The following is a 13,413-nucleotide window of genomic DNA, read 5'->3' as shown; positions in this document are numbered from 1 at the left end:
ATGAAAGACTGACCTATCCTTGTCGATATCTCAGCCTGCCAGCGCATGCATCCGCTTCAGGTTCCATGCCGTACATACCAGATTCCATTCACCTTGCGCTGAATCACTCCCTCGAAGGTGAAATTGCCGAAATCCCATTACTTCTTTGATAATGCCGAAGACGGTCTCAACTGTCGATTTCCGTGTGGCATACACGGCCTTGCCTTCCGGTGTACTGAGTCGATGCCTCATTCGGGTTAACATATCGGCATCTTCCGGGCAGGGCGGCACCTGTTTCAGCCGCTCTTCCAGCGGCAGGTTGTGCTGTTCGCGGCTATCGGAGAGGTAGGGGGTGATCTCCTGTGCTTCACAACGATTGACATTCTCTTCACTGAAGTAACCCGTATCCGCCAACAGACCTTGTGGTTTTCCCAGCTGCTCTTCTGCTGCCTTCAGTTGTGCAAGTGCAGGTTCTATTTCCTGTTTGTCATTGGGTTGCTGGGTAATATGGTTCTCCACGATCAGGTGGGTACCGGTATCAACTGCCGCTTGGGCGTTATAGGCCTGAACAAACCCTTCCGATGAGGGCATGATGCGTGACTCCTCATCCGTGAAATTGACTTGGTCTTTTTCCTGTGGACCTTCTTCTGGCGGCTTTGGCACTCTACCTCTGGCCTTCTTCCCTGTCTTTTCCTCTCGTTCCTTACGCCGCTTCACCTTCTCTTCGTATTCCGCCCGTTCTTTTTCAAAGCGCTCACGCGCTCTTCGTTCGATCTCTTTCTTAGCCTTGGCTATCGCAGCAAGCCGGTCCTCACGACGTTTGAGTTCCTCTGGAATATCCAGTTCCGGCTCTTCTTCTGCATCGGCCTGTTCGGCCTTTTTCAGCAACAGCTCGACTTCACGATGAAGCTGCTCTTCAAGCTTGTTGGCATACCCCCAACTCATCGCCTTGTGTTTGCTGGCATTGGCCTTGACCTTTGTCCCATCCAAACTCACATTGCCTATCTTCAAAAGACTCATCGCCTTGGCTATCACTAATATCTGGACAAAGAATCCCTTCAACTCCTTGAGAAAGCGTTTGCGAAAGGTGGCGATGGTGTCATGGTCTGGATGGCTGTCTGCCGTAATGAACCGGAAGGCCACGGAGTCGTAGGTGGCTTGCTCCAACTTTCGGCTGGAGAATACGCCGGTTGCGTAACCGTAGAACAGCAGTGAAAGCAAAATGGCTGGATGGTAGGGCGCTTTTCCTCCGCCACCGTATTGAGATTCCAGCTCTTTCAGATCCAGCTGTTCTACGATGTCCACGATAAATCGCGCCAAATGGTTCTCTGGTAGCCAGTCCTGTAATGAGGGCGGCAACAGATAGGGGGTGTCTCGATTAATCGTGCGGAATTTATCTGACATACTGACTTCGGTTCGTTATTCTTTGGCTTACAGTATTTTATCAAATGGGACTGGTTAAATCCGACAGACTCCTAGACTGGCCACATGAACAAACCGTTGGAATTCATATTAATGTAAGTCATGGCGCGGCAACACCTCCTGGGTTCGAAGTTACTGCAACTGTCGAATTAATTAAAGTCGAAGGAAGAAAACTTACATTTTCGGTCGAGGCACATGATGAAGTAGAATTAATCTCCAAAGGCGAGCATAAACGGTTTGTAATTAGCAAAGAAAAATTTGATTCAAGCGTTGCAGAGAAACAAAATAATATTACATGATCGGATAAGGAGCGACTCAAGTGTATAGTCGAAACTTGATCTGACAGCACAGCCTTACGACTGCTCTCCCTCACTCACCAAGCCTCGTCCGAAACTTTCGAAAAACATCATTAAGCTCTCGTTCAGTATTCCCTTGTTATCGTTACCAGTAGGAGAGGAATTTAACCGCTCTCCTGGAGGTTCAAAATGCGCAACAAGAGCCTGATTACAGCACTCTCCGTATCCACATTGATTCTGATGTCCCTTGGAACTCCGCTGACCGCGGAAGCAGAATCCAATGATAAAGCAGGCATGATCAAGACCGGCGACTACAGCTATCGTGCCGAGCGGCCACGCAAGCATGAGCGCTGGCGCCATAGGGAGCGCCGTCATTCCCAGCACCACAGGCACTGGAAAGGCAAGCGTCACAATTGGGAATATCCGGCATACCGTTACCCAAGGCACCACTACTATTACGACGATGCGCTTGGAGTATTCATTCTGGGGGGTGTCCTGGGATACTACCTGAATGAGTGACGTGGATGTAGCCAAATATGATTAGCCGGGGCAGTGGCTAATGCTGCCCCTTTTATTATATATCCTGATTACCTCTATAATTCAGCTGTGATGGGTACAACTATGACTGGATCACGAAGAGTGGGTGTTGCTGCAACAGCTTGCGAGTGGGAACGAGCTGTCATCGCTTTGACAGACGATGGGCCAAGGGTCATTGTAGGGCAGGATAGATAAGGCGCAGTGAATGAAGGCAGGATATAGACCGTCGGCTGGAGTAATGGGAATCATGATTCCCCTGGGTTTGGCGCTCGCTGTTGGCCCCGCCGGCGCAGAGACTGAAGCGGACGAAAACTGGTTAGACTACTCGGTGCATGGGGTCGGCGAGACCCTGGACGCAGGAGCCAACTGGTTCGACCGTTTCTTTGGGGATGAGCGGGATGCGGAGGAGACCGATGCGGTGGTGCATCTGCGTCTGATTCAAGACCTGCGGTTCGAATCGCGCAATGAAATGACCTACGACCCGAAGTTCCGCCTGCAGGTGAAACTGCCACGGTTGCAACGCCAGGCCCGGCTGGTGATCGAGGGGGGAACCGAAGAAGATCGCCTGACCGATTCAGAGGTGCCACCGCCCACCGCAGCGACTACCGGGACTACCAGTACCAGCGGTGCCAGCCTGCGTTTCGACGTGCTGGATCAGGCGATGAAAAAGTTGTCCTTTTCCGCCGGGTTCCGGCTCAACCCCCTGGCCACCAAACTCCGGACGCGTTACCGAGAGGCTTGGCGTTACGATGAAGATTGGTTGACCCGGTTGGCCGGCACCGGCTATTGGGACTCCCGGGACGGCTTTGGCGTCGATCTGCGCGGTGATATAGAGCACGCCCTGACCGGTGGGGATATGCTGCGCTGGAGCAACTACGGGCTACTCTCCGAGATCAGCAACGGCGTGGAGTGGAGCAGTGAATTCACCTATTTCTACCGGGACTCTTCCCAACGGGCCATCGCTTTCGACGCCGGGATGTTCGGACAGACCCAACCCGATTTTCAGGTCAACACCTATCGGATCCGTGCACGATATCGGCGCAACTTCTACCGTCCCTGGCTCTTCTACGAAGTGATCCCGGAAGTCTTTTGGCCCCTGGATGACAACGGTGGCGGTCGTGACATCAACACGGCCCTGTTCCTGCGTCTGGAGATCCTCTTCCGCCAGGATGGCTCAGGTTAAGCGGCAGCATTGGGATGCTGTCCATCCGAAAGCATTATGCGGCGACCAATTTTTGATGCCACCACTCCACCGTTCAGGCCGTAAAATTCTGCTACAAGGGAAAAACGGGTCACAGGGCGGCTGGATCACAAGTCCGGCGAGAGGCTGCCTCCACAAATCCCGGCTGACTCAGCATGCCGGTAGAGTCCTTCCTCATCAATCACTTCGATACTGCTGCCATGAACCTGGATCAGTTTTTGCTCGGAAAAATTGTGCAGGATTCGGGAGAAGGTTTCCGGCTTCACCGAGAGTCTTGAGGCCAGCACCCCTTTGGGGACATTCAGTTCGATGGTGTTTCCTTCCTTTTTCCCTGCATTCCAGCGTCCCCAGAGGAAACCTGCCACACGCCCGGTTGCACTCTGCAACGTGAGATCGTCGATCTCCTTGATCAGCCGTTTGAGCCTCTGGCTCATATCCCCCATCAAACGGAAGCAGGTATCTACCGACTCACGCAACATACCGAGAAAAGCTGTGTTATCGAAGGAATATAATTCAGTTTCACCAATGGCTGATGCATTTACCGGAAAATTGGGACTCTCCTGAAACATCAATGCTTCAGCAAAAGTGTGGCCGGGAGAGATAATCTCAATTACCTTCTCATTGCCATTCAGAGCCAGGCGATAGAGCTTGATCTGGCCCTGCGTGACCAGATAGAAGCGCGTCGCTTTTTCTCCGGCCTGGAACAGATGCAGCCCATCCGATAGCTTTATACGGCGACTCATCGCCTCAACGCGCTGGATCTGCTCTTCATCCAAGCGGGCAAAAAGATACGACTGTTTCAGCTCTGTCGACACACTGCGCTCCATTTAAGAGGCAACCCGCACCATCGATAAGTTTGTCAGCCAAGCCTATCCAGCTCAATACTCACGGCACGAAATCGTCGGACTGCATGCACTAAATTGTAGCAGAGCAACAGCGCAGATAGCGACAAGAGAGACCCCGCGAGGCGGGAAAGCGCTTCCGGAAAAAATACAGCGGCGCCCAAAGTCACCAACATCAGCAGATGCAAGCGGTATTGACGCCGCGCCAATGTGTCAGGAAGAAAGTCCTTCATGGTGGGAATACGCGGCCCCGCACCTCCCTGCTGAACCATTTTTCGATGTTGCAGGTGAAACCAGCTCAGAAAGGGAACGATTTTATAGAGCATCCCATTGACCACAGAAAGGCCAAAACCGGTCAGCATGATCACCCCCAGCAGCAAGACAAATCGATGATCCAAACCCCTCATCATCCAGACCGGGAAAGCTGCCAACAGCATCAGCATACCCAAACGCCAGAAGTCGAGCGTCACATCCGGCAGCTTGCGGCGCCGTTTCCGCTGCAACTGTAGCGTCGACCAGGCAAAGCCGATAAAAACCAGCCCGATGGCACCCATGATCCCCCATGCGAGCCAAACCGGCGTCCACCCCTTAACACCCGACAGGTAGAGCATCGACCAAAGCAATACCAGTATAAACAGCGCACGGGAGAGATAGCGCGTCATCTGCTCAGGATACTCAGGTGTGAGTTGAAACATTGGCACCACCTGGTAGGAGACACCAACCACCAGCAACCCAACCCAGGTCAGCAGGCCCCAGCTCAGATGAACGTTTGTCAGTACCAACGGCTGCCAGAGAGGCAAGGGCCAGACCAGACTCGCAGTGAGCAACAGACCAAGAAAAACCGTAACCGCCAACCCTGAAATAGCAAAGCGCATTGCTGTAACCGTGGGACTCGGCAACTTAACCTTTAGAAGCGCTATCGCCACCCCGCCACCGAAAATGACAAAACCTCCCGTGAGCGCAACCATGGCAACGGGCATCCAAAACTGGCCATTCTGAATAAACCCGATAATAAGAGAGGAGACGCCGATGGTCAGTAGCAGATGAGCCAGAGTACTGACCCAAAAAACACCAGGCACCGGTGACCCCGCCAGTACGGGGAGCATCTGCATCATCGCCCCAACCATCACCAATCCCAGAAAGCCCAGAGTAAAGAGGTGTGTAAGTGCCAGGGTAACAGGTGACCAGCGGAACGTAAGCGCATCGGCCCCATAGAACATCAGCACTACACCGGCAAGGAACAGAAACAACGGGGCAGTCAGAAAAAAACGGATTGGAACGGAGAACGGTGGCGCCTGCTCAAGGGAAAGACTGGCCTGAGTCAGCATACCTCCGCATTCTCCATCAGCGCCTGGACCGTTGCGGCCATATCTGCGTCATCGGCACGCCAGATATAGATTTCAAATCGTCCCAGGCGGGCAGTGCCAACCTTCCAGACAAAACGCCCCTCAAGCATGGGGAAAAGCATGCGCGGCTCACGGGAATGGATGACATGCAGGCAGTCACCCAATGCGAGCGCCTGTACTGCCTCCAGCGTCCGCTCCAGCGGTTCACAGGGCTCCAGCATGCTGACATCCAGATTAATCACCATTGTGCTGCTTCAGTCGATGGCTCCCATCCGATCCAGCAACTCGGAAGCTTGACCGCCGAGTACCTGGTCCGACATCTGGTAGAGCATCTGCTCCTCTTTGGCATTGTGCTGTTGCATAACAACCAACAGCGTATCCGACAACCCCAGGTAGCGATCCTGATCCCTGGTTTTTACACTCTCAGCCATCTCTTGAAACAGATCACGCATCTGCGCATGTTCGCCACGCATCACTTCTGTCGGCCCCATAGCCATGCCGGTAGCCTCCTCAAAGGCAGGAAACAGCACCTCTTCCTCCATTTTAAAATGGTGCTCCATTGCAGCGTGAAATGCCCCGAATTGAGTTGCAGCGACCTCCCAGTCCCCATTCGCCGCCTCGTTTTCCGCTGCGGCAAAGATCTCATCACAACGCCGGTGATCGTGTGTCATCGCTGCAGAAATGGTGCTCATTGATGCCTCTGACTACATAAAATAATGGAGAGTATCAACCAAAAGCACAGAAACAATCTTTGATAAACGTCAACACAAAGGTGACATATGTCAGAGGATTTTAATTTCTGGGGAGTTGTTCTATATTGACCATGGAGTCACTGATGCCCCGCGTGTCCGGAAAAGCATCCCGATCCACGCTGACGCACATCGTCAAGGTAATTTCACCAAGGGGGCAAAATGGACAGCAATAATAAGAAAATCATCCTATTTTCCGACGGAACCGGAAATAGTGCTGCAAGCAGAAACCGCACTAACGTCTTGCGTTTGTATGACACACTCGATCTGCAAAAGAATGATCAGGTCGCTTTCTATGATGACGGCGTCGGCTCCCAGGAATTCCTCCTGTTCAAAATCCTTGGAGGCGCTTTCGGTTATGGTCTCAAACGCAATGTGCGTGAGCTCTATAAGACGCTGTGCCGCAGCTATGACAAGGGAGACAGGATCTACCTGTTCGGTTTCAGCCGGGGCGCCTTCACGGCCCGCGTGCTGGCAGGCATGATCGCATACTGCGGTCTAAAAACAGATGCTGCAGACGAAACGGAACTCGACAGGATCACCCGACAAAACTACAGCGCCTTCCGTTCTCAGTTTCATCAAACCTTGCTAAGCAGGCTCTACCGTAGAATTTTAGGGCTGGGCAAAGACTCCATTTCCAATGAGCAACCTGACATCCAGTTCATTGGTGTCTGGGACACAGTGGATGCCTACGGCCTGCCTATCGATGAATTATCCGTACTCTGGGACAAGTATATCTTTCCCATCCGGTTTCCGGATCGCTGCCTGTCCAAAAAGGTTATTCGCGCCTGCCACGCCGTCTCAGTAGACGATGAACGACTGACCTTCCATCCACTGCTGTGGGATGAAACCAAGAAAAATGACCCCAGTCGGATCGATCAGGTATGGTTCTCGGGCGTACATGCGGACGTGGGCGGCGGATATCCCATGGACAATCTCTCCCTGGTACCCTTGGACTGGATGATTTCCAAGGTCGAGAGCTTCGAAGATCCAGCGCACAATCTGCAGTTCATCCAGGCGAAACGCCAGGAGATCTCTCAACATGCTGACTGGCATGGCGTGCAGCACGATTCACGTGCAGGAGCGGGCGCCTACTATCGTTACAAACCCCGTCATATCGATCATCTGTGTAATGATCAGGAAAATGGCGTGGAGATCAAAAGACCGAAGATTCATCGCAGCGTACTGGAAAGAATCAAGCGGGACGTAGTGCCCTATGTGCCCACATGATTACCTGCGGACTACGAAGTGGTCTCAACGAGGAACCAGGCACCTGAGTACGAAAAGCCGCAGGAGGCTCTGGCCAGGGCCGAGGCCATGAACCCCGCCCTGGACGTAATTTTCTGGCGGCGTTGGCTCTATGGTTTGCTGTTGGTCACAACAGCGCTGTTCCTGGGCTCCCGTTTCTATCTGGACTGGACACCCGACGGAAGCTGCGTGGGCAGCGCCTGTGCCATTGACCCCATCCTGGTTTTCGCCAAGGATGCCCTACCGGATTCACTGGACGGATGGTTTCACGCCTGGCGGCAGAACCCCATATGGTTATGGAGTATCCTTGCCGCTTTCGCGCTCTTTACCTGGCTTAAGGTAATAGCCTGGCACTCGACTCAGGCACATGCCGGGGCAGCTTGGGCAGTATTGAAAGGCAAAGCCGAGATAGTGAAATCCACAGTTAACCCGGCTACCCAGGAGAAGAGACACAGCAGCGTCCGGCAATTCCGGGAAAAGGCCCATTCCACTGTTCGAAACAGAAGCAAATCGGTGCTGGCCCACTTGGCCCTGCTGGTAATTCTCTATCTCATCCTGGCAGTATTCAGCCATTCCATCCTGCATGTGAGGGCAAGCTTTGGCGGACTCTGCGATCAGTCAGTAGCAACAAATAATCTGAAAGAGAGCCATTCCGTCACACTCGATATCAGCAATCCCTGTTCGGCAACCGGCATTACATTGAAGGCAGGTCAAAGTTACCGTTTTGAAGCCATATCTGAAGGCCTGCTGGATGGGGATATACCGTCAGGACCCGAGGGCACATCCCCGGCCAAGCTTATACCCTGGACCCCTTTTCGCCGTCACATCGGAGAGCCCTGGATAAAACTCATGGGACGTATCAACGATCAGGGCAACGAGACCTTCACCATCGGCAGCGACCTCCCGAAATACACAGCCAAAACCGACGGAGAACTGTTTCTCTATATCAACGACGCAGCATTTGGGTTCTTGCCAGGAAAATACTGGGCACTACCCTATTCCTGGTCGTTGGGACAGAACAAGGGAGAGATTGAGATCACCGTCACCCGACAGGCGGATGACGGTTGAGACGAGGTTGCTGGAGATTAAATAGAAGGGGCGATGTCTCCTCTACGATCGCACCGTAGATGGATTAATCGCGGCAGAAAATTACGCACTTAGCGCAAAAGATATGGAGATTTTGTCGGCATGTGAAGTCCATTCTCCACAAGAAGGAAACTCAGGCGGAAGAATCCATCTCATACATCGTGAGGAAGCTGTCAGTCGACATGCAATACCCGTCGGTGCCGTCCTCATTGTTATAAACGAGGTAGTCACCGGCTTTGTAGTGGGATTCACCCTCGATGGTTTTGATGCTGCCGCCGCTATCCACCTGCCGCGCCCACACCGGTGTGGTTTTTACGAAACGCCCGGGTGAAACCTGGCAGTAGGTGCGGGTGAAAACATCGGCATCGACAGTATAGAAATCACCATCGTTATTCACCAGCCAATCACCCTGTTTGCAGCGCTGTTCTGCACCCCACTTTTGGTAGACAAAGCCGGTGGTTACCAGATCCAGTTGGACGGCTGTGACGGCTTGATCCGGGCGCTTACGATAGCGGGTGAGGTTTTTCATAGGTTCATCAACATAGCATGGATTTTATTCCGAAGCGGACACCCACATTTCCTGTAGGATCCGCGCCTCGTGGCGATGAGACAGAGCGCCTGCAGGTAAAGTCGCCCACCTCGGATCCCAGTCCGGTAGGTTGAGACCGCTCCCTACAGTTGAGATGACTTGAACGCATGCATTATTTGGAAAACACTTTTTTCAGCAGATCAGTGGTTCTGGCCGTGGGATTTTCCCGGATCTGCTTCTCCTGAATGGCTATATATTTGAACAGGCCATCCATGGTCCGGTCAGTAACATACCGGTCAAGATCCATCGAGTCGGTGTTGAAAAAACCACCGAGCATTCCGCCCGCCTGGCCCAGCAGGGATTTATAGGCCGAGGTGACCCCAGCGCTATTCGTGGCCCGTTCTACAATTGGACGAAATTTCTCCTCCAATTGCGCTTCACTGCTCTTGCGAAAATATTGCGTTGCGGCATCGTCTGATCCATTCAAAATGGATTTGGCATCACCAACACTCATGTCTCGAATGGAGTCACCCAAGATTGCCGACGCCTCGGGCACAGCCTGCTCTGCTGCCCGATTCAGAGTTGTGACAAATTCATCGACATAATGCCCCTGCCCTGTCTTTCGGGCAATCGACTCAATCGTCTTTAGAGAATCAGGCATGGCAATGCGCACCAGTTCGTCAGCTAAAAACCCATCCGTCTTACCCAATCGATTGATCGCGGTCTCGACGCCATTGGCAAGCGCCTCTTTCAATCCGGACACTATGTCACTGTTGCTCAGCACCGATTGCGTTGCAGTTTCAACATCGTCGCTCTCGACGAACTGCTTAAAGATACTTTTCCAATCACCTTGAGCACTCGATGCAAGTACTGTCAAAACAGCTGCTGCCGCAAGCAATCGGGTAAATTTGAGCTTTTTCATTATCCCTGTCCTTTTCCATACAGTGTTGGATTCTATGTCAGTTTCTTCAGAGGCTTATTATTTCAGCTTATCCAGAAACCCGTCTACCCAAACTGAGCAGGATCGGTCCGATTCTGCTAAATGATACGCAATCCCTTCTCGCTTGAACGGGTCACTTTTTGCGTCATGCCTCCCGCGGCAATCGTCCACCCCTGGGCGTCATGGGATACAAGACGACGCAAGAGAGGCCGGTTTCAGTGAAACAGAACTGGACAGGCTGGATGAACTTTGCCTGGCAGTGTTTTGACTTTTGTCAAGTTCTCTTCATGTAACCTAAAGAAATTTCTGGCATGGTCGCTAAACTATTTAGAGTGAATTGAAGGGATTGGCATCAGATTGGCTATTCGTCTGAACAGTAGATAAGAGAGGTGACCTGGAATAACCGCTATTTGGGACATCACTGAAAAAAATGAAAAAAAACAGTGATCTGACAAGAATCAAACGACCAGTGTTGCTACCGCTGGCCGTGACATTCATTATTCTAACGAGTGCATTTCTCGCTTTAATTCTATGGATTGAGCAGGAGCATGCGAGAGAGAAATTCCTCTCTCTCAGGAATTCCATCGAAACCTCTTTCCTGAGGAAACTGGATGATGAGACGGCGCTGCTTTCCAGCCATCTCTTTTTCATCAGCAACAGCAGCTGTTTTCAAAAGGCCTGGAGGAGACAGGACAGACAGGCATTGCTGGCATGCAGTGGGCCTGTCTTTCAGCAAATGCAGGCGTTTTTCCAAGTCTCAGAGTTGAATTATGTCACAGACGATTTCAACTATTTTTTACGCGTTGACGAGCCCACAAGATATGGAGATTCTGAGCGTGGTCGAGTTGTGCATCGTGCTGCCAATACCGGAGAGCTCAGTTATGGCCTGGAGATCTCCCAACGCGGTCAACTCCTCCTGGTAATTGCAAAACCCTGGCATTTTGAAAACAGTGCTCCCGGTTTTATCGAAATGGAGATTGATATATCTGATGCTATCCATGAGGTTGCAACTGTACAGAATGTGGATCTTTTCGCTTTCATTGAAAAAACGGAGATCAATAGGGCATTGTGGGAGCAAGAAGCGAATCAATCCGGGAGTGACTATGGTTGGGAATTCCTGGAAAACCACATTGTCACTATTGGCGACCCATTGAGTTTTCCCAATAAACAGAAACATTTTTTTGACGGCCATGTTATCGAAGATGAAGAACCGGCAATCAACTACAGGGACAAGGCGCGTTCCTACTCATTAGGCAAGTTCCCCCTGCTTGACGAGGCCGGTCGTTATGTTGGCCATATTGGGATAATCGTTGATAACACAGAGGAGCAGATTGCAATCTGGGGGCTGTTCGGGCGTTTTCTTGCCCTCTTTCTGTTGGCTGGCGGCATTCTGTTTTTGTTGTTTTTCCGATACCTCGGCCGTATTGATCAGAGACTGGCAACGGTATACCACGATCTGCATCAGGAAATTACTGAAAGAAAAAGAATGGAGATCTCTCTGCGCAAGCTTTCGAGTGCGGTTGAACAGGGTGCCAGCGCAGTTGTGATCACCACTGATCAAGGAGAGATCGAGTATGCCAACTCCCGCTTCAGTGAAGTAACTGGTTACTCTTTGGATGAGATTAGAGGAAAAACACCCAGCATATTACGCTCGGGGGAGACCCAGGCTGACATATACGAAGATCTCTGGAGCACCATTTTGGCAGGACGGCACTGGGTTGGCGATCGGCACAACCGTAAGAAATCCGGAGAGCTCTACTGGAGCCATCTCTCCATTTCACCGATTACCGGGGATCGCGGAAAGATCACTAACTACGTGGCAGTCAGTGAAGATGTGACTGAGCTGAAATCAGCCCATGAACAAATGGAACGCCTGGCCTTCTACGACACCCTGACTGAGCTGCCAAACCGCCGTCTGTTCAAGGACCGGCTAGAGTGGGCCATTAAGGATGCATCAAGAAAAGGTAGTTCAGTGGCTCTTCTGTTTCTCGATCTGGATCATTTCAAACATGTGAACGATACCTTGGGACATGAGGCAGGAGATTTACTGCTGAAAAGCGTAGCCCGGACGTTGACAAAGAGCGTGAGGGGAAACGATACGGTAGCACGTCTTGGGGGGGATGAGTTCACCATTCTTCTGACTGATATACAGAGCCCTTCCGCTGCCAGAAAAGTAGCGGAAAAGATTTTGCAGTCGCTGCGATCACCGGTTCACCTGGAGGGTAAAGAGGTCACAATAACCACCAGTATCGGTATTACGCTGGGCCCTGAGGATGGAACTCAAGCCAATGCGCTGATGAAATATGCTGACCTCGCCATGTATAAAGCCAAGGAAAAGGGACGAAAAAACTATCGATTCTATACCTCTGCAATGAACGACGAGGTGCAGCAACGGGTCCGGATTGAAAGGGAGTTGACCAATGCACTGGAGAACAGGGAGTTTTTTCTTTTCTACCAACCGCTGATCCGTATCCACGATCGGAAGATGGTGGGAATGGAGGCTCTGATACGCTGGCAGCATCCGGAACGTGGCCTACTGGCACCATATGAGTTTCTCACAGTTGCAGAGGAGACAGGCCATATCAACTCAATAGGTGATTGGGTACTGCGTCAGGCCTGCCAGGATACAGCTGACCTGCATCTCGACGGATATGGCGATATTGTTGTATCTGTGAACCTTGCAGCTAGCCAGTTCCGTGATGCACATCTCCCGAAAACCATTAGCGAAATACTGGACGAAAAACGAGTGGAGAGCCGATGGTTGGACCTGGAAATCACCGAAAGTATCCTGATGGAAAATACCGATCAGGTAATTGGAACGCTACGGCATCTCAAGGCTCTGGGTGTGACGCTTTCGGTGGATGATTTCGGGACCGGCTACTCGTCACTGAGTTATCTGAAACGTTTTCCTGTGGACCGTTTGAAAGTGGATCGCTCATTTGTTCAGGATATACCGGATGATCGCAACGATATGGAGATCACAGCGGCCATTATCGCGATGTCCCATAAACTGAATTTGCAAGTGGTTGCCGAAGGTGTTGAAACAGCAGAGCAATTTGAGTTTCTCCAACAGAATACTTGCGATATATGTCAGGGGTATATGTTCAGTAAACCAGTGCCGATAGACAAACTCAGGCAGTACCTGGATGAGCAGAAAAATAGTTAGACCTCATCGCTTACTAGATGGAAAGTGACTTGCCAAGGGAGACAAAAAGCTAGACGGCATGCCTGCAGGAGG

Annotated in this window: 13 protein-coding genes; 6 read left to right on the top strand and 7 right to left on the bottom strand. The window is 51.6% G+C overall.

Translation table 11 applies throughout. From position 1 onward, the window contains the following. Positions 1-30: 30 nt before the first annotated feature. Positions 31-1,383, bottom strand: a complete 1,353-nt coding sequence (locus tag HPY30_16710) for an IS1182 family transposase (GenBank protein QYZ67479.1) — start codon at positions 1,381-1,383, stop codon at positions 31-33. A gap of 44 nt (positions 1,384-1,427) precedes the next feature. Here HPY30_16710 and HPY30_16705 point away from each other — a divergent pair, with 44 nt between their 5' ends. The 3 genes from HPY30_16705 (at position 1,428) to HPY30_16695 (ending at position 3,417) form a co-directional block, all read left to right on the top strand. Further along, positions 1,428-1,700 carry a hypothetical protein gene (locus HPY30_16705; protein ID QYZ67478.1) on the top strand — a complete coding sequence of 91 codons (273 nt, stop codon included), beginning with the start codon at positions 1,428-1,430 and terminating at the stop codon, positions 1,698-1,700. A 186-nt stretch (positions 1,701-1,886) separates the two neighbouring features. After that, entirely contained in the window at positions 1,887-2,216 is a 330-nt protein-coding gene (locus HPY30_16700) for a hypothetical protein (GenBank protein QYZ67477.1), read from the top strand. Positions 2,217-2,481: 265 nt separating this feature from the next. Then, positions 2,482-3,417 carry a hypothetical protein gene (locus tag HPY30_16695; protein QYZ67476.1) on the top strand — a complete coding sequence of 312 codons (936 nt, stop codon included), beginning with the start codon at positions 2,482-2,484 and terminating at the stop codon, positions 3,415-3,417. A 125-nt stretch (positions 3,418-3,542) separates the two neighbouring features. Here the strand turns inward: HPY30_16695 and HPY30_16690 are convergent, their stop codons facing one another. From HPY30_16690 to HPY30_16675, 4 genes are read right to left on the bottom strand one after another with little or no spacing between them, the layout of a single operon-like run. After that, positions 3,543-4,250 (bottom strand): Crp/Fnr family transcriptional regulator, encoded by a 708-nt coding sequence (locus HPY30_16690; GenBank protein ID QYZ67475.1) that lies wholly within the window; start codon positions 4,248-4,250, stop codon positions 3,543-3,545. Positions 4,251-4,294: 44 nt separating this feature from the next. Next, positions 4,295-5,605 (bottom strand): hypothetical protein, encoded by a 1,311-nt coding sequence (locus HPY30_16685; protein ID QYZ67474.1) that lies wholly within the window; start codon positions 5,603-5,605, stop codon positions 4,295-4,297. Next, on the bottom strand, positions 5,599-5,868 hold the full coding sequence (locus HPY30_16680; protein ID QYZ67473.1) for a DUF2249 domain-containing protein: 270 nt from the start codon (positions 5,866-5,868) through the stop codon (positions 5,599-5,601). Before HPY30_16680 ends, HPY30_16685 begins: the two co-directional genes overlap by 7 nt. A 9-nt stretch (positions 5,869-5,877) precedes the next feature. Continuing rightward, positions 5,878-6,315, bottom strand: coding sequence for a hemerythrin domain-containing protein (locus HPY30_16675; GenBank protein QYZ67472.1), 438 nt, complete (start codon positions 6,313-6,315; stop codon positions 5,878-5,880). Between the two features lie 219 nt (positions 6,316-6,534). Between HPY30_16675 and HPY30_16670 the strand changes: the two genes are divergently transcribed. Next, on the top strand, positions 6,535-7,602 hold the full coding sequence (locus HPY30_16670) for a DUF2235 domain-containing protein (GenBank protein ID QYZ67471.1): 1,068 nt from the start codon (positions 6,535-6,537) through the stop codon (positions 7,600-7,602). A gap of 18 nt (positions 7,603-7,620) precedes the next feature. Then, positions 7,621-8,688, top strand: coding sequence for a hypothetical protein (locus HPY30_16665; protein QYZ67470.1), 1,068 nt, complete (start codon positions 7,621-7,623; stop codon positions 8,686-8,688). Positions 8,689-8,839: 151 nt separating this feature from the next. Here HPY30_16665 and HPY30_16660 read toward each other — a convergent pair whose 3' ends face one another. Further along, positions 8,840-9,235, bottom strand: a complete 396-nt coding sequence (locus HPY30_16660; protein ID QYZ67469.1) for a hypothetical protein — start codon at positions 9,233-9,235, stop codon at positions 8,840-8,842. Between the two features lie 172 nt (positions 9,236-9,407). Then, a complete protein-coding gene (locus HPY30_16655; protein QYZ67468.1) occupies positions 9,408-10,157 on the bottom strand; it encodes a DUF4197 domain-containing protein in 750 nt (249 codons plus the stop codon). A gap of 448 nt (positions 10,158-10,605) precedes the next feature. Between HPY30_16655 and HPY30_16650 the strand changes: the two genes are divergently transcribed. Next, positions 10,606-13,341, top strand: coding sequence for an EAL domain-containing protein (locus HPY30_16650; protein QYZ67467.1), 2,736 nt, complete (start codon positions 10,606-10,608; stop codon positions 13,339-13,341). Positions 13,342-13,413 lie beyond the last annotated feature (72 nt).

It is taken from the genome of Gammaproteobacteria bacterium (ex Lamellibrachia satsuma) (genome assembly GCA_019623805.1).
GTDB lineage: Bacteria > Pseudomonadota > Gammaproteobacteria > Chromatiales > Chromatiaceae > QGON01.
This window is presented reverse-complemented; position numbering and strand designations above follow the sequence as displayed.

Bases quoted from the DNA above. Each gene is read 5' to 3' on its own strand.
- HPY30_16700 (QYZ67477.1), top strand. From the start codon at position 1,887: ATGCGCAACAAGAGCCTGATTACAGCACTCTCCGTATCCACATTGATT.
- HPY30_16705 (QYZ67478.1), top strand. From the start codon at position 1,428: ATGGGACTGGTTAAATCCGACAGACTCCTAGACTGGCCACATGAACAA.
- HPY30_16680 (QYZ67473.1), bottom strand. From the start codon at position 5,868: ATGGTGATTAATCTGGATGTCAGCATGCTGGAGCCCTGTGAACCGCTG.
- HPY30_16695 (QYZ67476.1), top strand. From the start codon at position 2,482: ATGATTCCCCTGGGTTTGGCGCTCGCTGTTGGCCCCGCCGGCGCAGAG.
- HPY30_16660 (QYZ67469.1), bottom strand. From the start codon at position 9,235: ATGAAAAACCTCACCCGCTATCGTAAGCGCCCGGATCAAGCCGTCACA.
- HPY30_16650 (QYZ67467.1), top strand. From the start codon at position 10,606: ATGAAAAAAAACAGTGATCTGACAAGAATCAAACGACCAGTGTTGCTA.
- HPY30_16710 (QYZ67479.1), bottom strand. From the start codon at position 1,383: ATGTCAGATAAATTCCGCACGATTAATCGAGACACCCCCTATCTGTTG.
- HPY30_16670 (QYZ67471.1), top strand. From the start codon at position 6,535: ATGGACAGCAATAATAAGAAAATCATCCTATTTTCCGACGGAACCGGA.
- HPY30_16675 (QYZ67472.1), bottom strand. From the start codon at position 6,315: ATGAGCACCATTTCTGCAGCGATGACACACGATCACCGGCGTTGTGAT.
- HPY30_16685 (QYZ67474.1), bottom strand. From the start codon at position 5,605: ATGCTGACTCAGGCCAGTCTTTCCCTTGAGCAGGCGCCACCGTTCTCC.
- HPY30_16655 (QYZ67468.1), bottom strand. From the start codon at position 10,157: ATGAAAAAGCTCAAATTTACCCGATTGCTTGCGGCAGCAGCTGTTTTG.